This window comes from Candidatus Zixiibacteriota bacterium, from assembly GCA_029860345.1.
Taxonomy (GTDB): Bacteria; Zixibacteria; MSB-5A5; order GN15; family FEB-12; genus JAJRTA01.
The window spans coordinates 148,528-170,801 of sequence record JAOUBJ010000002.1 but is presented as its reverse complement, the minus strand read 5'-3'; the positions used below and the strand labels follow the sequence as shown (position 1 = coordinate 170,801).

Sequence of the window (22,274 nt, the reverse complement as noted above, 5' to 3'; positions counted from 1 at the left end):
TGTCTTAGCGCTACTTGATAGTATCACGCGCCGCGAAGCGCCTGAGGACCATTTATGGGTGATTTATCACCGCCGCAACGTCTCGATCAACTGCTTGTTGTAGTACCCCAAAAGTTCATCACGACGCAACACACCGATGACTTTCTTTTCATCACCGGCAACCACAATCGGAATCAAGCGAAGATCACGCAGGTTGAACATGCGATAAGCCGTCTCCAGCGTATCGTCGGCCAGCAACACAGCCGTTTCCGGATTAACCACATCCTGAGCAATGACCAGGTGGTCAAGAGTGTGCTCACTCATCAATGACCGAATATCCTGGAACGACAGAACACCACGCAACTGCTCGGCTGAGTCGAGGACTATGAAATAAGAATCGCTGGAGCGTTCTATGGCATGAAATATACTGAGTAACGGTGTGGCAGCGCTAAGTGTTTCGAACTTACTGTCCATGATCTCGGATACTTTGTGCGAACGCAGAACATTGATGTCTTTACCGCCACGTATGTCGATTCCACGGCGGGCCAGCTTTATCGTGTAGACAGAGTGTTCGAAGAGTTTTCCGGCAATGAGAGCGGCAAATACTACCGTGACCATCAGGGGAAGGATGATACGGTAGTCGGAAGTCATCTCAAAGATAATCAACATCGCCGTGATCGGCGCATGGGTGGCTGCAGCAACCATCCCGGCCATGCCAACCAGAGCATAAGCGCCGGGCGTGGCGACGGTGCCGGGGAAAAGATAGTTCACTAAAAACCCGAAAGCACCACCGCCCACGGCACCCATAAACAGCGATGGCGCGAAGATACCTCCCGAATTACCCGACCCCAGCGTGAACGACGTAGCCAGCAGTTTCAGGACAATTAACAACAGCAACAACGACACACCCAACTGTCCGTGCAAGGTCAGGCTGATAGTCTCGTATCCGTCGGCCAGTACCTGCGGGTAAAAGATCGCGATGCAGCCCAGCATCAAGCCACCCACGGCCGGTTTGGTCCAGTCGGTGATTTTGAGTTTTTCAAACATGTCCTCAAACCAGGTAAGCGTGCGCGTAAAAATAACCCCACCACCGCCCATGGCGGCGCCCATCACAACGTACAACGGGATCTCCCATGCGGAGACCAGTGAATAACTGGGCACGGTGAAGGCCGGATGGTCCCCCATGAAACTTCGTGTCACCACCGAGGCCACCACCGACGACAGAATCACCGGCGAGAAAGTCTTGATGGCAAAGTCACCCAGGATGACTTCCAGCGAGAAAATCACGCCCGCAATGGGGGCGTTAAACACCGCCGATATCCCCGCAGCCGCGCCGCAGCCGACCAGGATTCTCACCCGATCACCCGACATCCTGAACATCTGGCCGACCGTGGAGCCTATCGCTGATCCGATCTGAACAATGGGCCCTTCTCGACCGGCCGAGCCGCCGGACCCTATACAAATAGCCGAGGCAATCGTCTTGGCCACGGCCACGCGGGCACGAATGATCCCACCCAGACGCGCAACCGCGTTCATTACTTCCGGTACCCCATGGCCTTTGGCCTCGCGGGCGAACAGGTAGACAATCGGCCCGACCAGCAAGCCGCCAACCATGGGAATCAGCGGCAGCCAAAACTTGAAACCGCGCGCTCCAACCGCCTCGGTCAGGATCTGATCGGTCAGACCAAAGGCCAGGTCGTTAAAATACCGAATAAGCCAGGTGAAACCCATCGCCCCGAAGGCTGTGGCCAGTCCCACGAACACAGCCAGCAATATGAGGACATGGGTTCCGTGGAATTCGAAACGGTGGTAATACTTATCAAGCAGTCCGGAAAACATGGTTTTTGAATCTATCCATTTTGCAGACAATCGCCAAGTCTTTAATGCACGTTTTTGGAGTGATCAATCCGCCTTGGCGCGAATTGGCTTGACTTGGCGGGGGTCGATGTTTAACCTTGGTCCGATGCTGACAAACGGTGCCATATATGTCGGACAGGCAGCCCCTTCATGCGGATGAGAGCCGACGCCATTATTATCGGCGGCGGGATTATCGGCGTCGCAACCGCCTTCTATCTGGCTCGTGAGAAGTTCGGCCAGATACTCCTTCTGGAAAAAGAACCACTATTGGGTGCCGGGGCAACCTCCAAAGCGGCCGGCGGGATAAGGGCCCAGTTCTCCACCAGAGTCAATGTCGAGATGTCGATGTTGTCCGAAAAGGTTTTCACTGGTTTCAAAGAGGAAACCGGTTTCGACGCGCTGTATGATAAGGTTGGGTACATGTTCCTTCTTCAGTCCGACGAGGAAGTCATCAGGTTCCGGGCCAGTTACGAGATGCAGAAGTCGTTGGGCCTGGATGTAGCAATGCTTGAGCCTTCGGAGATTGCCATGCGAGCGCCCCATGTTTCTCTGGAAGGTATTCAAGCCGCCGCCTTCTGCGATGACGACGGCCTGGGTGATCCGCACGAGTTTCTGACCGGCTACGAGAAAGCTGCTCGCAAACTGGGTGTCGAATTTGCCTTCGACACTGAAGTGACCGGGATTGACGTGAAACAAGGCGAAGTTGCGGGTGTCCGGACCAACCATGGCACAATCAGCTGTCCGCTCGTCATCAATTGCGCGGGACCTCATGCCGGAGTGGTCGCTGAGATGGTCGGTGCCGACTTGCCGGTCGTACCGGTCAGACGACAGATTGTAACGACCGGCGAACTGGATTTCGTTAAACCGTCCTTCCCCATGGTCGTCGATGTCAAGACCGGATTGTACTGCCACAAAGAATCGCAAGGGATGCTCCTGGGCTGGGCTGATAAATCGGTAGAGCCTTCGTTCGATGTATCTCTGGACCCGGACTACACCGACCACATTCTGGAAATCGCCCTCGAGCGAATACCCCAACTGGAACAGGCGGAGGTCGGCAACGAATGGACGGGGCTATACGAGGTGACGCCGGATCATCACGCCATTATTGGATGGGAACCGTCAGTGAACGGCATGTTCCACATAGCAGGCTTCTCCGGCCACGGATTCATGCATGCCCCGGCGGCAGGACTTCTAAGCGCCGAGATAATGTCCGGCAAAAAACCGACTTTGGATATCTCAGCCGTCAGCCCGACCCGCTTTGGACAGGGCGTCATGGTCGAAGAAACGAACGTAATCTGATCGACAGTTCGGCCCCAGCCGAACGCACAAGAACAACTGGGAGGTGTTCTGATGTCACGAAAAATACTGTGGTGTTTGCTCATGCTGGCGGCTCCAATCGCTTCAGCTCAGGAAGGCTGCTCCGCCGATCAGGCCGCTGCATCCGGATATGTCTCGTTCGGCGACTTCCACAATATTATGGCCCCGGCCTGGCATACGGCCTGGCCCGCCAAGGATTACGCTGCACTTATTGCGGCCGGCCCCAAGTTCACCGAACAGTTTAAGGCTATCGCACAAATGAATCCCGAACAGGTATCACCGACCCGCCGACCCAGCTTCATAGAACAGAGACAACTGTTTGCCGAACTCGTCGAAAAGTATGCCAATGCCTGCCGACAGAGTGATTCGGAACAGGTCTACAAGCTGATGCCTGATCTGCACACCGCCTTTGAGGCTACCGCGGCTACCCTGTTGCCGGTGAGCTATCCTGAGTTTGACGGGCTCATGGTGACGATTGATCTGATCGTACAGCACCATCTGCCCGACCGGAACATCGAAGGACTGGTCGCTTCCACAGAAACCCTCCGGACAAAAATGGAACACTTGATCGCCGCAGAGTTGCCGGAGGCATTAGAAGCGGATGAAGAGAAGCTTCGGCCCGCCCTCGAAATGCTATGGCATCTGGTTCTGCACATGCTTCAGGCTATGTATCAAGATGATATCCATGAGTACATCATCTACGCCACGGAACTCAAAACTCAGGCGGACGAGTTTATCTGGCTGAATCTGTAGACTGTGATAGCGGGATCGAAACCAGAGGTCCGGTCCACACCCCACAGAATCCGTCTGTCTTGTTGGTAGAGAGAATAACGGCCGTTTTGCCGCTCACTGATCATCCCGCTCATCCTCCGGCGGCAGCGGGATCATTTTGATGTTGTCGTAGTAAACGACCGAGTCAGGTTTGTCGACGCGCATCAGGCGCTGAAGCACGCTGCGAATGCGGTCGGCAGAGCTTTCTATCTTCTGCAGTTTCTCTTTCATGTCGGGAGTGACTCCGGGACCGGTTCTAAGTAGATTGGCTATGCCGAGGATCGGAGTCAGGGCGTTGTTTATCTCGTGGTTGGCCGTCACCGCCGTCTGATGGATTCCTTCCACCTTGGCCTGATCAAGCGCCTGACGGCCGGTCGGCAGTTTCTGGGTGAGACCGGCGGCGGCTGAGTTGAGGGCCAGCAGTGCGCTTAAGGCTTCCAGAAATATGTTCTCCGACACTATGGTCCGCTCCCCCGTCTGCAATCCTATCACTGCACCGTGAACCTGACCCTGATATCGTAACGGCAGCGTGAACGAATGCCGGGGAGGATCACCGGCAAACGACATATAGGCGGACTCCAGTTGCCGTTCGTTGCGCAAGGCTGAGAATAGATCGTCTTCGAGACTTTGCAGGTGTTCTTGTTCGGTCTCGGTTTCGGCAAAGGCGACATTCACCGCAGGCTTTCCCTTTTTACCCCACAGATAGAGAGCTGCAGCAGACAGGCCCACCAACTCAGCCGCCTGCTTCAAAGCAGCTTCAGCCGAATACGTAACGTCCTCACCGGCGGCTCCGGCCATCGCAAGTTGACGGAGAATCTCGTATTTGTGCGTGTCGTTACTCATTATTCGATCATACCTGGGTTTCACCTCTGACCCATAAAGCAAGAACAATGCCTCGCTGCCGTTTTGAACTGCCGCAAGGTCAAATCATGAAGTAGCCCTAAAGGTACACCTGGAGCCGGTTTTCCACCAGCGGTTTCTTGTGCAAAGGTTGCACAGGCTTGCCCGAAGATGATCAGTCTCTGCAAACTCCTTCAGTTTTTGGGCCTGGTCAAATCACCGTCAAACTGATTGACAAACGCCGGTCGGGTCGATACATTGTGCGCTTTCCAGGCTGAGGCCTGAGGCAGTTTTATGACAGACGATATGGTTCATGACAATTGTGGTGTCTTCGGAATCTTCGGTAACGCCAAGGCGGCCGAATTGACCTACTTCGGACTATATTCGCTACAACATCGGGGGCAGGAATCAGCCGGGATTGTCACCTCCGATAACGGTGTCATACGCATGCACAAAGGGATGGGTGAAGTGTCCGAAGTATTCGGCAATGAGGAGACCGTCAAGAATCTCCCCGGGCGAATCTCTGTGGGGCACACCAGATACAGTACTACCGGCGCATCGTCGCTGATTAACATCCAACCTTTTCTGATCACCAACCGCCACAGCAGCCTGGCCATTGCACACAACGGTAACCTCACCAACTCGAAACAACTGCGTTCCCGGCTGGATGCTAAAGGATCAATCTTTCAGACCACTTCTGATACCGAAGTGATTCTTCACCTGGCCGCTCGTTCAAGTAAGAGCCGACGGATCGATCGTATTTGTGACTCCTTGTCCAGTGTTAAGGGCGCTTTTTCTCTTCTGTTGCTGACTGAAGACAGTATTATCGCGGCTCGTGATTCTTATGGTTTTCGACCTCTGTGTTTGGGCAAGTTAGGGCACTCATGGGTGGTGGCGTCCGAAACGTGCGCTTTTGACATCATCGGAGCCAAATACGTGCGCGATATTAAGCCGGGTGAGGTGCTCGAAATCTCAAAGAAGGGACTGCGCTCTCGTTTCCCTATGAAGAAAACCAGGCAGGCTTGCTGCATCTTTGAGTATATCTATTTTGCCCGGCCGGACTCCAAGATTTTCGGTGAAAACGTCGATAAGGTCAGGCGGCGGCTGGGTCGTCAGCTTGCCCGTGAATATCCGGTCGAAGCCGATATCGTCATCGGCATCCCGGACTCGGCCAACACAGCCACTTTGGGGTACTCCGAAGAGTCCGGTATCCGGTTCGAGATCGGCCTTATCCGAAATCACTATGTGGGCCGGACCTTTATCGATCCGCATCAGGACATTCGCGACCTCGACGTCAAAGTAAAATTCAACACAGTCAGGGGTGTCCTGGAAGGTCGCCGGGTTGTTGTTGTCGACGATTCAATTGTGCGCGGCACGACATCACTCAAACTTGTCAAACTGATTCGCGATGCCGGAGCCAAAGAGATCCATTTTCGTGTCTCCTCTCCCCCGATTATATCCCCTTGCTTCTATGGTATCGATATGCCGACTCGGCAGGAGCTGATCGCCAACAAGAAAACGGTGGCGCAGATGGAGAGATACCTGAAAGTCGATTCACTCAGGTACCTCTCCCTGGAGGGGATGTTGGGAATCAAAGCGCTGCCCAACACCCGTTTTTGCGACAGTTGTTTCTCCGGCAGGTATCCAATCAAGCCGCCGACTATCAACGGCAAGAACAGGCTCGAACAGAAAGTCCGTCAGATAAGATAATCAGCCACGGCTGCTTCGAGCATTCTCATCGATTGCCGATATCTCCAATAGTAATGTTATTGACGAAACCGCGACGGTCCGTATATTGTTGGTGTAGATAACAGAGGTTCCTGCCGGTCTTCCTCACCGACCGACGATACACAAATGCGGACAGACTACAACCTGGAGACGACATGACGATGAAATTGGCCACTAGAATGCTTTTGGTACTGATACTGACAACCGGCAGTATGCTTGCAACGCCGGGCGCCGCGCTGATAGACTCTGATACGGCCGAAAGCATGTCGACGGACCTGATCCCGCGTGTTACCGCCGACAAGTCGTCGGCGATTCCCGTAAGTTCGCAGGCTGTCATTTCCCATGTCGTGGTCAAGTTCGCACAATCCTCAGGCGTCAGGCTTCGAGGTAACAGATTAATATCATTGACCACCGGACGACCTGTGCAAAGGGCAGAGTCGGTGCTTCGTCCGTTTTTGGGCAGTGATTTCTCCAGGCTCTTTGCTGGACAATCAGAAGACAAACTTGATCGGGACAGGGATGCGGCTCAACGTCGTTCCGGGCATGAGATGGCCGATCTCAATAGCTACTATCGAATCGACCTGACCGATCCGGCCCTGGCTGAGCAAATAGTCCGGCAACTAAACGCGCTGGATGAAGTCGAGATCGCCTACATCCAGCCTGCTCCTGAAGTGGCTGAGGACATCGACCCACCGACGCCGGACTACCAGCCGAACCAGGATTATCGCGAGGCGGCGCCGGCCGGTGTCGATGCCGACTACGCCAACACTTTGCCCGGTGGCGACGGCAGTGGGGTCAAAATCATCGATATCGAGATTAACTGGCAAACAACACACGAAGATTTAGACAAAGCGTTAGGCGCCGTAATCGGACCATACCCCGGCGAAGGCCAATCCAGCACCAATCACGGCACAGCCGTGTTGGGTGAAATGGTGGCCGGCAACAACGGTTACGGCATGACCGGCATTTGCTACGGGGCCGATGTCGGCATGGTTTCGGTCTCCACAATGTCGTTCGCGCAGGCTATGTACACGGCTATCGACAACCTCGATCCGGGAGATTTGGTCCTGATCGAGCTGCACGCACCCGGCCCTCGTTACAACTTCCAGTCGCGCCCGGATCAGCTCGGATACGTCTGCATGGAGTACTGGCAAGCCAACTATGATGCCATACTCTACGCCTGGGCCAAAGGCATAATCGTGATGGAAGCGGCCGGCAACGGAGCCGAAGACTTCGACGATGCCGGACTTTATGCTCAGATCTTCGACACCACCTGGCGCAACTCACATGCTATAGTCATCGGCGCCGGCTATCCCGCCGGGTACGCTCAGGACCTCCAGCGACTGGGCTTTTCCAATTTCGGCGCGCGCGTCAATCTTCAGGGTTATGGCACCGGTGTTTACACATGCGGTTATGGCGGACTGTTCGATGGTGGTGGTGATTACGACCAGTATTACACGGCTGGTTTTGGCGGAACGTCGTCGGCTTCACCGATTGTCACCGGGGCTGGAGCTTGCCTGCAAGGTTACTACAAAGCAAACCATGGCTCCGTGTTAACCTCGGACATGATCCGCGATGCCCTGGTGCCCACCGGTACCCTTCAGTTGGGAGATACCTCGGAGCATATCGGCCCTCGTCCGAACCTTTTCGCAGCTATCTCCACCCTTGCACCGCCACCGTCGATCTACGCCCTGCCGATCCTCATCGACACGACGATGGATGTTGGTTCCATGGCTACGACCGATGTCTGGCTGTTCAACCGTTCGATTTCGCAAGCGATGGACTTTACCATAGTCGTCAATGACAGCCTCTTCAAGAATCTCGGCAACTGGCTCTCGCCGTCTCCGACAGCCGGCACGGTTGGGCCGTCCGATTCGTTAATGCTCGCTGTTACTCTCGATGCCTCGGTCATTGAGGATCAGGTCGAACGCTACCGGGGACTGCTCACGGTCAATTGGGGACTATCAGGCGGCAGTCTCGATTCGAGCAGTGTCGTCCCGGTCTACCTGACCGTACCCTGTGACGATACTACTTATGCTGCGAAAATATCCGGCGATCCTGAGGGACCGGAGTTCAAGTGGATCTCGGCCAAAACGCTGGGGACCAAGTTGTCGTTCGGCGACTACTATCACCAGGGCAGCGGCAATCCACTGGACGATGGCAGCGTTGGTCCACGCAATATCGGTTTTCACTTTCCGTTCTACGACACCACCTTCAACCGCGTTTTCATGGGTGTCAACGGCGGCGTGTCCTTCACCGACACCAACATCAACGTCAATGGTTATTACGGCGGCATCGACATTCCCGGCACACCGTTCAGTACCTTTATCTCGGCCTTCTGGAGTGATCTCATCTTCGACACTGTTGCCGTGCCGGAAGCAGGAATCTACCTGTACAACGACCCCTCCTACGACACGCTGGTGCTGGAATGGTATCGTCCCTCGAATTTCAATCTCGCTTCGGACACCACGATCAACTTTGAAATGCTGTTGACCAAAGACGGCAGTATCATCTTCCAATACCTCGATGTCGGCATCAGCGGTTTGGAGCAGACGGCGCTGGTCGGGTTGGCCGAGGTGGACTGCCGCGGTTTGAGCCATGTCAACAACGGTGACATTCCTGCGCACGTGGTATCGGATTCCACCGCCGTGGAGATTTTCTTCACCGATCGCATCTGGGTGCAGGCCGGGAACACGGATGGTCAACCGGGGACTGATATCGCCGACCTGGTTTGGTTGGTCGATTTCCAATTCACCGGCGGTCCGGAACCGATTCCTTATCAATCGGGTGATGTCGACTGTTCAGGTGGTTTGATTGACATAGCTGATCTGGTCTACCTGGTCGACTGGATGTTCACCAACGGCCCCTCCCCCTGCTACTACTTGCAGTTGTTGTAGGTATAATTGAAGTACACACAACGCCCTACGGGCACTCCTCTCAAGAGGGAATCTGGTAAGGTACCGTGCACGGCAGATGTCCACATCTGCCGATTGTGTGCGTGGTGTACCTCCTCGTGCACCGCGAAAAACAGCGACTTTCCTCGTAGGGCAGGTCCGTCTTCGCCTGCCCGCCGCGGCGTGAACCCGCCAATTGTGTCACCCCGAGCGGAGTCGTAGGGCAGGTCCGTCTTCGCCCGCGCGCCGCGGCGTGAACCCGCCAATTGTGTCACCCTGAGCGGAGTCGAAGGGCACCCCCGATCTGTCATTCCCGCGAAGGCGGGAATCCATCTTCGCTTGTGCCGTCATGCGACCTCGCGTGACGATTCTTGTCTGTCGATCCTGCACGTCGGGCGCAAATGGGTTTGTTTTGCGGAAAAAGTGTTTTCTGTGGGCGGTAGACGCCCCCGTCTACCCCAAGCCCGCCGCCAGACATGATTTGAGGCGACCAGCCGGCTTGCGCACAAATGGGTTTGGATTGCGCATTTTCACATTTACATGATAGAATCGATGGTGAATACGATGCCTGCATGATTTGGCTTTGATATGTTCTGCGCTGGTGGTCATGTGAATACTCCTTTATTGATGAATAGGCGCGAGCATTCAATGTGGGATTTGTAGTGATCGTGCGCGAGGCGCGTCCCCGTGCACCACGAAAAGCAGGTTTACCTGTCACCCTGAGCGCAGTCGAAGGGTGCTACCGCGCAACCAACCTATTCCTTCTTCTTCTGCTTGGTCTTCAGCAACGCCGTCTTCGCAACAATAAACTCCCGTACATCGTCAGATAATTCGGCGGTCTTGACCCAGTCATCGATCTTCTTGAAAGACCAATCGATCTGAAACTCCTTTTGGAGCAACTCATTGAACCTGCCTGACGTTTCCTCAGTATCCTGTCCCAGCAACTTCCGGGCAATGCATCCAAGATACAAAGAAATGGATGAATCCTTATGTTCCAGGGATAGTGCTTGGGCTTTCTTGGCATACCCGAATGCGTCATCATAACGTCCCACGATTATGCACACTTCGGCCAGACCCTGTAGCGTAGACAAGTCCTCTGGGTCAATCTCGATCGCTGCACCGAACTCTCTCAGAGCAGCATCGTAACGCCCCAGTTCGAAGAATGCATCTCCCCTGTTGTGATGGAACGTATTGGCATCATCCGGAGCCAGCTTAAGTGCCATATCGTAGTCCCTCAGAGCCTCTTCGTAACGCTCCAGTCTATGCAAAACGAATCCCCTTTGTCCGTATACATAGGCATCATCCGGCTCAAGTTTGAGGGCCGCACTATAGTCCTCCAATGCCTCCTCGAAACGCTCCAGTGTGCTGTATGTATTGCCTCGGTTTAGATAAATGTCGGCATCATTCGGATCTAGCCGGATAGCCTTTCGGTAGTCTTTTAGTGCATCACCATATCGCATAAGAGAGTCGTAAGCGTTGCCGCGATTGCAATACGTCTCGGCGCTATCGGGGTCGAGATCGATGGCACGGGTGTAACAGCGCAGGGCCTTCTTGTGTTGGTTGCGTTCTTGAGCCTCGTATCCCTTGTCAAACCAGTCATCGGACTCCAGTTCATCTTCATCTTCATCTTCATCTTCATCGTCATCGTCATCTTCATCGTCATCGACGTCTTCATCCTCATCCCCTACCTCAGCCTGGTCCAGGCTATCCCGGGTACTCTCAGGTTTACCTATCATGTCCGTGATGGCATCCAGGAGTTCGTCAAACTCGGCGCTTTCAGCTTCCGGCGCCCAGTTCAACAGGTTGGCGGCTTGGATTCGTCGGAATTCAAGGGGTGGTTTGACTTGATCTATCAATACGGGAACGAGCTTATGCTGGCTCTTGGCCTCACTGGTTTCGTCCCGTACATATTCAGATTCAATCGAGTTTTCCGACCAGACGACGATCACACATCCGCACGAGTTCAAAGCTGCTTCGATGACCTCATTGTAGGTCTTGCCGACAGGAATCTTACGGTCCCACCAGACAGCCCACCCCACTCCTTCCAGAGCTTCCACCAAGGGAGCGATGCGACCGCGGTCCTTGCTTGAATAACTTATGAAGATGTCGCTGTTCTTAGTGGCGTCACCGGTCATTCTTCATCCTCTTACTTTAGGACCCTAACCACAGTTTGATTAGAGTCTCCTTAAGTTATGGTATTATTCGTACACCTAACAGCCGATCTCCCTGGTGTTCGGACCTTGGAGTTCGTCGATGAAAGGTTACGACCGTGTGAGCAGCATGTCAATGCCAAAGGTGATAAATCACTTTTTTTGCGCTTCGGGCCTGTCGAACGCTCGCCCTTCGACTGCGCCCAGGACGACAGTGTGTCAGAGTCGCAAGGGCCGTCGACCCACCGGTGTTTTCTTCGGAGTCCCTTCTTGAGAGGGGATTTAGGGGTGTGTTATTGACTCAACCCCACGAGGAACACACCCCGGCCATTGGCCACCGACCTCTCGACGGGAACAAGAAAGAGCAGAGTACGAGGTCCGCCGTCCACACAGTGATCCTTGAACCGCGCTCGGCATGACAATTGGATCTTGGGTGTGGTGTCGTGGCGACCTCGCCCGACACATGTATATCTGTCAATCATAGGCGTGCGTAGCGCGAAAAACAGGTTTACCTGCTACAAAAAGGCAAACAGTGCCGACTGGGAAAGTTTGAGTACCTGGTCCGGGAAGAAACCCAGACCAAGAGTGCCGACGACAGTTATCACCAACACCAGCATGATAGCGGGAGAGTAAGTAACCGGTGCGAACGTGCCCTCAAGTTTGTCGAAGTACGACGTCTTGATCACACGCAGATAGTAATAGACCGACAAAAACGAATTCATAACGCCGATCACCGTCAACAATATGTAACCGGACTTAACAGCCGTTGAGAAGACATAGAATTTACCAAAGAACCCGACCGTCGGTGGGAATCCGGACAACGCGAACATGAACAAGGCCAGCACCGCCGACAAGTACGGCGCAGATGATGCCATGCCGTTTAGCTCAGTGAAGTCAGACTTGCATCCGGACCGCGTTTCCAGGAGCGTCACCACCGCAAAAGCGCCCAGGTTGAACATTGCGTAGCCGACAAGGTAGAACAAGGCTGCCGCCAGAGCATCGCTTGAGCCGACGCAAAGAGCCACCAGTATGTACCCGGCGTGCGCTATCGAAGAACAGGCCAGCATTCGTTTGACATTGTCCTGTTTGAGGGCCAGGATATTGCCGACGGTCATCGTTAGCACCGCGAGTATCCAGAACAAATCACTCAAGAGGTCCATTTGTGCAAAACCATACAGGAAGATGCGCAGCATCACCGCAAAACCGGCTGCTTTGGGTCCAACCGAGAAGAACGCTGTCACCGGTGTCGGCGCACCCTGGTAGACGTCAGGCACCCAACTGTGGAACGGCACCGCCGCAACCTTGAAGCCGAATCCGATCAGAATCAGACCGGCACCGACGTACAGGTAGTAGCTGAAGTTGGAGACAATGAAGCTGAAATCGGCCACGATGCGTCTGAGGTCGGTCGTGCCCGACGCACCGAACACAAAGGCGATGCCCAACAGTAGAAAGGCCGAGGCGAACGCGCCCATGATGAAATACTTGATGCCGGCTTCGTTCGACTCAAGCGACCGCCGGGCCAACCCGGCCATGACATACAGCGGTACCGACATGATTTCAAGGCCCAGGAACATGACCAGCAAATCGGTCGTGTTGGCCATCACCATCATGCCCATAGTCGAAATCAAAAGTAGGGCGTAGAATTCCGGGTTGCTGATTCGCTTGACCGAGAGGTAACGATGCGCAATCAACAAAACCAACATGGCCACGATCAGGAATAGTATCTTAAATGCAGTGCCGAAATCATCACAGGTGACCATACCGAAGAACCCGGACATCTGATTGCCCCACTGCTGCACAGCATAGAACATAGAGACGGCCATACCAAGCAGTGCTACCAGCGGGGCCAAACGTGCGATATGCCGCTGGGCAGAAGTTACCAAAATCAGAAAGGCGGCAGATAACAGCGCGATTTCCGAGTAGATCAGTTCGAAATTTATCGAGGCCGACGTAAAGTCCATAATCTCGTTTTTTCTTCGGGCGACGACCGCCGCCCATCAGTTAGAATCCTCAACCGCCTCCGAAACCGAGCTTGACATCATCTCCTTCGATGATGACCGGGACGATGCGCTCACCTTTGGTTATTGAAAGCAGCTTGTCCTTGGCTCCCTCTTCAACGTTGATGTCGATTTCGTTGAACGAGACGCCTTGTTCCGTGTAGTGCTTTTTGGCGGCGGCACAGTACGGACATCCCTCCTTGGTATAGATAATCACTTCGGACATGAGATACCTCCTTGGGTCAAATGGGCGGTCGTTAGTTGTTCGTTTCCCGGTTGGATAGCTATCTCTCTGACTTGTCCGTCTTCGTCTAGTCTGACTGTCTGTGCCCTGGCCACGTGTTGCAGTACCTGTTTTACGGCCGGTTCCATTCGCTCAAGCAGCGGTTTGGGATAGACACCAATGCCGAACATGAGCAACACCAGCGGAACCATGATCAATTTTTCACGCCAGGAGAGATCGGTCAACTCCTGGTTTTCCGGTTTGGTGACTTTGCCGAACACTACCCGCTGGAACATCCACAGCATGTAGCAGGCGGACAGTATCACGCCGCTGGCCGCGATGACGGCATAGACAGTGTTGGCCTTAAACATGCCCAAAAGAATCAGGAACTCACCGACAAAACCGTTGGTCAGTGGTAGGCCGATCGATGAAAGTGTCGTTATCAAGAAGACAGCGGCAAAGAACGGCATCACCCTGGCCAGGCCACCGAATTCTGAAATCATGCGGGTGTGCCGTCGCTCATAGATCATACCGACGAGCAGGAACAGTGCGCCGGTGGAGATGCCATGGTTGATCATTTGTAACACCGAGCCTTGCATCCCCTGAAAGTTGAGTGCGAACATCCCGAGCATGACGAAGCCCATGTGTGAGACAGATGAAAAGGCCACCAGCGACTTGACGTCCTTCTGCACCATCGCTACGAGGGCACCGTAAATGATCGCGATCAAACTTAAGACGCATATATACGGCAGGTATGTCATAGTGGCGTCCGGGAACATGGGCAGACATATTCTCAGGAAACCATAGGCACCCATTTTCAGAAGCACACCGGCCAGAATCACCGAGCCGGCCGTGGGCGCCTCGACATGCGCGTCCGGTAGCCAGGTATGGAAGGGCCACAACGGGACTTTGATGGCAAAGGCTAAGGCAAAAGCGCCGAAGAGCCAGAGCTGATCGCGGTAGACCGTCGGCATGGATACCAGTTTCATCAAATCGAATGAGTACTCACCAGAGAACGCCTGATACTGAAAGAGCACATACAAAATTGCGACCAGCATCAAGAGCGACCCGAACATGGTGAACAGCACGAATTTTATGGCTGCATAAACGCGCCGCGGTCCGCCCCAGACGCCGATCAGGAAATACATGGGCACCAGCATGACTTCCCAGAATACATAGAACAAGAACAAGTCCAAAGCGCAGAACACGCCGATCATCCCGGTCTGTAAGAGCAGTAGGCAGATGAAGTAGCCCTTCACGCCGGTGGTAATGGAACGCCACGAAGCGAGAATGGCCAGGACGGTCAGAATAGTGGTGAGGACGATCAGCACCAGGGAGATGCCGTCGATACCCATGTGGTAGTGGATACCCATCGACATCACCCAGGGCAAGTCATACTCGAATTGCATGCCGTTGGCCACCGGATCGAACATCGACCACAACATAAACGACAGTAACATAGTTACAAATGCAACTATTAAGCTCACTGCTTTGATGCTGTCATGTCGTTCTCTCGGCACCAGCAAGAGCAGGAGCACGCCGATGGTCGGGAAGAATGTCACCAGTGTCAGTATTGTGTTTTCCATCATCTATCCAAAAAGCATCAGGGCCACAATGACAACCACGCCGAAAACGAACAAAGTGGCGTAGGTGCGCACCCGTCCGGTTTGACCGGTGCGGAGGAGTTGGGCCATATCACCATAGATTGTGGCCAGCCCGTTAACCAGCCCGTCGATCAGTCGAACGTCGAAAATCGTCCACAGGAACTTGGACCCATTGACCACCGGACGGACTATCGCAGCACTATATATTTCATCCACAAAATACTTGTTCAGCAGAATACGATGAGCCCAGGGCATCTTGTCGCGTAGTCTGGTCGCCATCTCCGGAGCCCGGTTGTATATTCGGTAGGCCATATAAATGGCAAAGGCGACCATCAGCACCGAGACGGCCATCAGACCCAGTTCCAGTCCGGTGTTACCGCCGCCTGCGGCCATGGCCTGCGAGGCAGCATGCTGCGAAGCACCGGCCATTACCGGCTCAAGCCACTGTTCGAAGTAATTGGTGAAGCCGAACACGTGAGGCAAGCCGACAAACCCACCAACAACCGAGAGACCGGCCAGAACTATCAACGGCATAGTCATGGATCTCGGTGATTCGTGCAAGTGTTCGCGAGTGTGATCGTCCATGCGTTCAGAGCCAAAGAAAGTCAGATAGACAAGCCGGAACATATAGAAGGCGGTCAAGCCGGCTGTCACAACTCCGATCACCCACAAGAGTGGATGGCCATAGTGCGATGAGAACGATTTCCACAGGATTTCATCCTTGGAGAAAAAGCCACTGAAAAGCGGAATGCCGGATATGGCCAGCGTAGCAAGCAGCATCGTCGCATAGGTGATCGGCACGTACTTCTTGAGGCCGCCCATTTTTCGCATGTCCTGTTCGTCGGACATGGCATGGATGACCGAGCCGGCCCCGAGAAAGAGCAACGCCTTAAAAAAGGCATGAGTCATCAAGTGAAAGATACCTGCCGTGAAAGCTGCCACGCCGCAAGCCAGGAACATATAACCCAACTGGCTCACCGTCGAATAGGCCAATACACGTTTGATGTCGTTTTGGGCCAGACCGATGGTGGCCGCAAAGAAGGCTGTGGCGGCGCCGATTATAGCCACGATCATTAAGGCATCCGGCGCCATCAGAAAGAGCACATTGCTGCGGGCGATCATGTAGACGCCGGCTGTCACCATAGTAGCCGCGTGGATCAGAGCCGAGACCGGCGTGGGTCCTTCCATGGCGTCGGGCAACCAGACAAACAGCGGAATCTGAGCCGACTTGCCGGTGGCGCCCACGAACAACAAAAGACAAGCTGCGGTGATCAAAGTACCACCGGCCGCGAACGAACCGGGTGCGCTGTGCATCACGGTCTGAAAATCAAGCGAACCGACCTGCCAGAAGATTATAAACATGCCTATCAAGAATCCGAAATCGCCGATACGGTTGACGATGAACGCCTTCTTGCCCGCATCGGTGGCCGACTGTCGGTCGAACCAAAAGCCGATCAGAAGATACGAACACAACCCCACGCCCTCCCAGCCGACGAACATGAACAGGAAATTGTCGGCCAGCACCAACACCAGCATGGAGAAAGTAAAGAGATTCAGATAGGTGAAGTAGCGGGCATACCCGGGGTCCTTGTGCATGTAGCCGATTGAATAGACATGGATCAGGAACCCGACACCGGTGACTACCAGAATCATGACGGCCGACAGCGGGTCGAGCATGAGAGCGATGTTGACATGGAAATCACCGGCCATTATCCACGGCAGGAGGACCTGCTCGATTATACGACCGTCAGCAGGCAGCCCTTTCAAATCGAAGAAGAGCAAGACCGAGACCACAAACGATACACCAATCGAAGCACAGGCAACAAAAGATACCACCGGTCTCGGCAGACGACCGATCAGGAGACCGTTGATCAGGAACCCGGCCAGCGGGAGGGCCGGTACCAGATACAAATACTCAGCCATGTTAATTCTTACCTACCACTTCAGTATCCCAAACCGATCGATGTTTATCGTTTCGCGATTACGGAAAATCATTATCACCATAGCCAGCCCCACCGCGGCTTCAGCCGCTGCGACGGTCAGGACCAAAAACACCATTACGTGGCCATCTTCTTTGCCCAGTGCTTGCGAGAAAGCGATCAGCGCCAGGTTGGCGGCGTTGAGCATCAACTCCACACACATAAACATAATTATGATGTTGCGCGATATCATCACGCCAACACAGCCGATCCCGAACAGCACCACTGCTACCACCAGGAATGCAGGAATAGTCACCATTTAGCCATGCACCTCTTCGATGGGAGGGTTGCCTGCCGCACCTGCATCCTCCACCCTGTCTCTTGACTCTGATGCTCTCGAACGACCGGCCAGCACCACGGCGCCGACGATGGCCACCAACAATAGTACTGAGGTCAGTTCGAAGGGATAGAGGTACTTCATGAAGATCAACTCGGCCACCGCTTTGACCGATCCGAAACCGTCAGGCAGTATTGTCTGGGTGCCTGCGTCCGGAAACACGCCGTTCCTCACGACGAATCCTAACTCCACGGCGAGCAATGCGGCCACCAGGAATTTGGTAAACTTACTCACCGGCGACGAACCGCCGCCAAAGTCTTCCGTCCCGCGAAGGTTCAGAAGCATTATCACGAACAAGAACAGCACCAGGATTGCACCGGCGTATACAATTATCAGCACCGCTCCCAAAAACAGAGCGCCGAGTTGCACGTAGAGAACCGCCTGCGCCACCAGCGACACGATGAAGTATAAGACGGAGGCGACCGGATTGCGCTGGCCGATCATCATGACCGCACCAAAAACGGCGATGACTGCTGATGCTCCGAAAATGATCGTGTCGAGACTCATTTTGTTTTATCCAGTATGCCGTACACTCTTCTCACACGGCGGATGATGCGTTTGAACGGATTGTCCTGACGTGGGTGCGGAACCAGCATCTGCTCCTTGGTCCAGATGAATGAGTTCCGTTCCGAGTCGGAAAACTCGTAATCTTGTCCCAGAAAGACAGCTTCTTCCGGGCAGGCTTCTTCACAAAAACCGCAGAAAATACAGCGCAGCAGGTTTATCTCATACACCTCGGCGCGGCGTTCTCCGTTTTCAGATTCCTCAGGCTCCATGTAGATAGCATCAGCCGGGCAGGCGGCGGCGCAGAGACCGCAGCAGACACATCGTTCGGTGCCGTCGTCGTAGCGTTCCAGATAATGCCGCCCCCGGTAGCGTGGGGTCATCGGCTTCTTGCGCGCCGGATAATCCAGTGTCACCGGTCGTTTGAACAAGTGCTTCAGCGTGACCGCAAAGCCGATAGGCATCTTGAAAATCACATGTCCGAGGGCTTTTATAATCTCTTTCACTGCCATATCACCGTCAAAAAATATTTCACAACATTACCAGCGCCGCGGTTACCATGGTATTCAACAAGGCCAGCGGAAACAGTACTTTCCACCCAAAGTTCATCAACTGGTCATAGCGAAAACGCGGTAAGGTAGCGCGCAACCATATAAAAAAGAACATGAACGCAATAACTTTCAAGATCAACCAGACTACCGGCGGCAAGTACGGCCCCTGCCAGCCGCCGAGGAACAAAGTGGCTCCGATGGCCGCAACGGCCAGCATGTTGGCGTATTCACCCATAAAGAACATGGCGAATCGCATCGACGAATACTCGGTATGGTATCCCCCCACTAGTTCCGATTCGGCTTCCGGCATGTCAAAGGGAGCTCGGTTGGTCTCGGCGGTGGCGCAGGTCAGATACAAGAGAAACCCCAGCGGCTGCTTCCAGATCAGCCAACTACCGAAGGTGGCTTGACTCTCTACCAACTCACGCAGAGAAAGGGTATTGGCCACCAGCACCACGCCGATGATCGACAGACCGTATCCCACTTCATAAGAGATCATCTGGGCCGATGACCGGATACCACCCATGAGAGAGTATTTGGATCCCGACGACCATCCGGCCAGCACGATGCCATAGACACCCAGCGAGGTGACTGCAAACACGAACAAAATGCCGATGTTCAAGTCCGAGCCGACCATCTGGATCTGATATCCGAACAACTCGATTTCGCCACCGAACGGCACCACCACGAAGGTGAGCAGGGCCGGGACGAATGAGACTATAGGCGCCAGGGCAAAGATAATATGCTCAACGCGATTGGGAACAATGTCCTCTTTGAAAATCAGTTTGACGGCATCCGCTATGGGTTGCAGCAATCCATACGGTCCGGCATAAGTGGGTCCCATACGATGCTGCAGCCTGGCCACAACCTTGCGCTCCATATATGTCGAGTAAGCACAGCCGGTCATGACCACAGCGATCACGAAGATGACTTTTATCGATGATATCAACGCAACTTCCAACATACCTTCACTCATCAACCTTGCTGATCTTCACCCTGTCTACGCGGTCTTTGCGCTTCAACAATTCGCCGGTCTTGGTCGCAAAGAAGTTTCGCGGGATCACCAGCGCATCATTCTTAATCCACTTCGAGATTCTGACCGGCACAATCACCTTGCCGACCTCCGATTCGACCCGGACCGGATCGCCGGATGTCACCTTGTACCTGGCCGCCGTCTCTTTGGAAAGTTCAATATATGCCTCACCCACAACATTGGCAAGCGAGGGAGCTTTCTCGCTCAGATGGCCGGCATGGTGAGCATCATCGACCACATAGAGCGGATGGGGAAATTCTTCGGTGGTTGTTTGCTGCTGTGGATCGGCTTTGAGAAACTCGTCAGGTAAAGATGTATCAGGCTTAATCTTCAGCAGTTGATCGCATTCGTTGGTGAGTTGAGCGGCCGACTCAAACCATGGCGCCTCGAAACGTTCAGCAATAGCGGCCACTATCTCATAACCGGGCCGAGACTGGCCAATCGGATTCAGTACCTTTCTTGCTACCTGTTGTCGTCCCTCCAGATTAACGTAGGCGCCCTCGAACTCGGCCCATGATGACAAAGGCAGGACGACATCGGCCAGCTCAGTGGTCTCCGTTTCGAATAGGTCGCAGGCTACCATGAAGTCGACCTTGCTGATTCCCTCCTGCACAAAATCTCGATCAGGACAGAGCATGATCGGGTTGGCGCCGAGAACAAAAAGCCCATCGATCTCTTCTTTCTTCATAAGAGCGAGCATGGCATCGGTGTTGTGTGCATCGCCGTCGGGGAAACGGCCCCAAATCGACTGGAGTTCCTTACGGATTGATTCCGACGGTTGCGGCATCAGGCCAAGCCGCTCGGCACCCACGGAGTTGGCATGACGGGCCAGGACGGCAAGCTGTCCTTTGCTCCTTAGGCTGAGAAGACGATCCAGATTGGCCAAAGCCTGAGCGATGATCTCGCGACCAGTCGAACGGGCCACCAATTCACCAACGACGAAGGTGATCTTTCGACCCTCGGCCAGCGCCCGAACCACGGTTTTCAGAGCGTCGATATCCACACCAGATGCGGCGGCAGCCTCGGCACAGGTTTTAGGAGTGAGTTTGCTGAGTAGATCAGTCGCCGCAGACTGCGTGACCAGGTTCTCTTCGATGGCCGCTAAACAGAGTCCGTTTACAACAGCTTCATCCGTACCGGCCTCGTACACCATCTGCAACTGGGCAATATCGGCCGACTTCACACCATAAGGGTTGATCGAGAACACGCTGGTGCCAGAGAAATTGTACGCCTTGCGCATCCGGACATATTCGTTGGGATGTTCGCGCAGCATGTCAGAGCCGAAGACGACGATCACATCAGAGTCGTCGATGTCGGCAATTTTGAATTCCTGGCGACAGAGAGCACCAAAAACCGATTCGCTCGCCGGGAGCCTTTTGTAGTCCTGACGGAAATCCAGATTGTTGGAGTTCAGAACCGTTCGCATAAACTTGCCAAAGCTGTACAGGCTGGCGTTATCGAGATTGGGTGCGGCCAGACCGCCGATACATACGCCCCCCTTCTTTTCTTTAATCTCGCCAAAGCGACGGTGGATCAAGTCCAGCGCCTGGTCCCACGTAGCTTCGACCTGCTTGCCGTCTTTCTTAATCAACGGTGTCTGCAAACGTTCATCCGAAGTTATCACCTGGTGGCTGTACCGCGTGACGTTGGCCAGCCAGCCGTCATCAATATCATCGTTGCATGATGACTGCACACGGTAGATGTGGTTCTTGTGGGCGTCTTTGTAGAACAGGATGCCGGTGCCTGAGCTGGTAAAGTTACAGATTGATTGCACTGTCCTGGTCAGCCAGACCCGGACTTTGTAACGCCATTCCTGACTGGTCAGAGCGCCGACCGGACAGATTTCAATCAGATTGCCAAAGAAAGGATTGTCCACCTGCATCCCCGGCGCAGCGCCGATTTCTGCCGAGTTGCCGCGTTCGTAGACACCGAGATCGTATTCGCCGAAGGCCTCTTTGTTGGCCCGCACACACTTGTAGCAGAGAATGCATCGGTTACGATTCAGAATGATCTCCGGGCCGATTTGGAGATCATCAAAGGTCGTGGTCATGCCGTCATCGACGAACCGATTCTTCTGAAACTCATACCGGCTGTCATCAAAGCCATGTTCCACAGTTAGGTCCTGTAGCGTGCACTCCCCGCCTTTATCGCAAGTGGGACAATCCAGCGGATGATTCAAAAGCTGGAACTCGATCAAGGCGCGACGAGCCTTGAGCACTTTGTCCGAGTTGGTCAGTACCAGCATCCCCTCCATGGCGTCGGTGGCACAGGAAACTTCAAGTTTGGGACGCTTCTCAATCTCTACATAGCACATGCGACAGGCGCCGACCGATTTCAGTTTCGGATGCCAGCAAAAAGTAGGTATCTCGATACCCATCTGCTGGGCTGCTACCAGCACGCTGGTGCCGCGCGGTACTGTTGTCTCTTGCCCGTCAATGGTGAGGGTCACAGTGTTGGGCTTGACTTCGGCCGCGGTGCTTTTCTTGGTATCCTGTGCCATAAGAATCTAC

General features: G+C 54.1%; 16 protein-coding genes. 4 read left to right on the top strand and 12 right to left on the bottom strand.

Annotation, left to right across the window (positions count from 1 at the left end):
- Positions 1-66: 66 nt before the first annotated feature.
- Positions 67-1,818, bottom strand: a complete 1,752-nt coding sequence (locus tag OEV49_02850; GenBank protein ID MDH3889997.1) for a chloride channel protein — start codon at positions 1,816-1,818, stop codon at positions 67-69.
- Positions 1,819-1,986: 168 nt separating this feature from the next.
- Here OEV49_02850 and OEV49_02845 point away from each other — a divergent pair, with 168 nt between their 5' ends.
- Both OEV49_02845 and OEV49_02840 read left to right on the top strand, forming a co-directional pair.
- Positions 1,987-3,135 carry an FAD-binding oxidoreductase gene (locus OEV49_02845; protein ID MDH3889996.1) on the top strand — a complete coding sequence of 383 codons (1,149 nt, stop codon included), beginning with the start codon at positions 1,987-1,989 and terminating at the stop codon, positions 3,133-3,135.
- Between the two features lie 51 nt (positions 3,136-3,186).
- Positions 3,187-3,906, top strand: a complete 720-nt coding sequence (locus OEV49_02840; GenBank protein MDH3889995.1) for a hypothetical protein — start codon at positions 3,187-3,189, stop codon at positions 3,904-3,906.
- Between the two features lie 93 nt (positions 3,907-3,999).
- Here the strand turns inward: OEV49_02840 and OEV49_02835 are convergent, their stop codons facing one another.
- On the bottom strand, positions 4,000-4,767 hold the full coding sequence (locus OEV49_02835) for a hypothetical protein (GenBank protein MDH3889994.1): 768 nt from the start codon (positions 4,765-4,767) through the stop codon (positions 4,000-4,002).
- A 291-nt stretch (positions 4,768-5,058) separates the two neighbouring features.
- On the opposite strand from OEV49_02835, the gene purF reads away from it, so the two are divergent.
- Both purF and OEV49_02825 read left to right on the top strand, forming a co-directional pair.
- The gene (gene purF / locus OEV49_02830; protein ID MDH3889993.1) at positions 5,059-6,474 is read left to right on the top strand and encodes an amidophosphoribosyltransferase; all 1,416 of its coding nucleotides are present in this window, start codon (positions 5,059-5,061) and stop codon (positions 6,472-6,474) included.
- A gap of 173 nt (positions 6,475-6,647) precedes the next feature.
- A complete protein-coding gene (locus tag OEV49_02825) occupies positions 6,648-9,389 on the top strand; it encodes a S8 family serine peptidase (protein MDH3889992.1) in 2,742 nt (913 codons plus the stop codon).
- A gap of 752 nt (positions 9,390-10,141) precedes the next feature.
- On the opposite strand, the gene OEV49_02820 is transcribed toward OEV49_02825, so the two are convergent.
- From OEV49_02820 to nuoG, 10 genes are all read right to left on the bottom strand, one after another.
- Positions 10,142-11,521, bottom strand: a complete 1,380-nt coding sequence (locus OEV49_02820; GenBank protein ID MDH3889991.1) for a toll/interleukin-1 receptor domain-containing protein — start codon at positions 11,519-11,521, stop codon at positions 10,142-10,144.
- Between the two features lie 530 nt (positions 11,522-12,051).
- Entirely contained in the window at positions 12,052-13,497 is a 1,446-nt protein-coding gene (locus OEV49_02815; GenBank protein ID MDH3889990.1) for an NADH-quinone oxidoreductase subunit N, read from the bottom strand.
- Positions 13,498-13,546: 49 nt separating this feature from the next.
- Positions 13,547-13,759 carry a glutaredoxin family protein gene (locus OEV49_02810; GenBank protein ID MDH3889989.1) on the bottom strand — a complete coding sequence of 71 codons (213 nt, stop codon included), beginning with the start codon at positions 13,757-13,759 and terminating at the stop codon, positions 13,547-13,549.
- Positions 13,747-15,342 carry an NADH-quinone oxidoreductase subunit M gene (locus OEV49_02805; protein ID MDH3889988.1) on the bottom strand — a complete coding sequence of 532 codons (1,596 nt, stop codon included), beginning with the start codon at positions 15,340-15,342 and terminating at the stop codon, positions 13,747-13,749. Before OEV49_02805 ends, OEV49_02810 begins: the two co-directional genes overlap by 13 nt.
- A gap of 3 nt (positions 15,343-15,345) precedes the next feature.
- Positions 15,346-17,283, bottom strand: a complete 1,938-nt coding sequence (nuoL, locus tag OEV49_02800; protein ID MDH3889987.1) for an NADH-quinone oxidoreductase subunit L — start codon at positions 17,281-17,283, stop codon at positions 15,346-15,348.
- Between the two features lie 12 nt (positions 17,284-17,295).
- Positions 17,296-17,598 carry an NADH-quinone oxidoreductase subunit NuoK gene (nuoK, locus tag OEV49_02795; GenBank protein MDH3889986.1) on the bottom strand — a complete coding sequence of 101 codons (303 nt, stop codon included), beginning with the start codon at positions 17,596-17,598 and terminating at the stop codon, positions 17,296-17,298.
- Complete coding sequence (locus OEV49_02790) at positions 17,599-18,183, bottom strand: NADH-quinone oxidoreductase subunit J (protein ID MDH3889985.1); 585 nt, start codon at positions 18,181-18,183, stop codon at positions 17,599-17,601.
- The gene (nuoI, locus tag OEV49_02785; protein MDH3889984.1) at positions 18,180-18,692 is read right to left on the bottom strand and encodes an NADH-quinone oxidoreductase subunit NuoI; all 513 of its coding nucleotides are present in this window, start codon (positions 18,690-18,692) and stop codon (positions 18,180-18,182) included. Before nuoI ends, OEV49_02790 begins: the two co-directional genes overlap by 4 nt.
- A 19-nt stretch (positions 18,693-18,711) precedes the next feature.
- Positions 18,712-19,695 carry an NADH-quinone oxidoreductase subunit NuoH gene (nuoH, locus tag OEV49_02780; protein MDH3889983.1) on the bottom strand — a complete coding sequence of 328 codons (984 nt, stop codon included), beginning with the start codon at positions 19,693-19,695 and terminating at the stop codon, positions 18,712-18,714.
- Between the two features lie 4 nt (positions 19,696-19,699).
- On the bottom strand, positions 19,700-22,264 hold the full coding sequence (nuoG, locus tag OEV49_02775; protein MDH3889982.1) for an NADH-quinone oxidoreductase subunit NuoG: 2,565 nt from the start codon (positions 22,262-22,264) through the stop codon (positions 19,700-19,702).
- Positions 22,265-22,274: the final 10 nt, after the last annotated feature.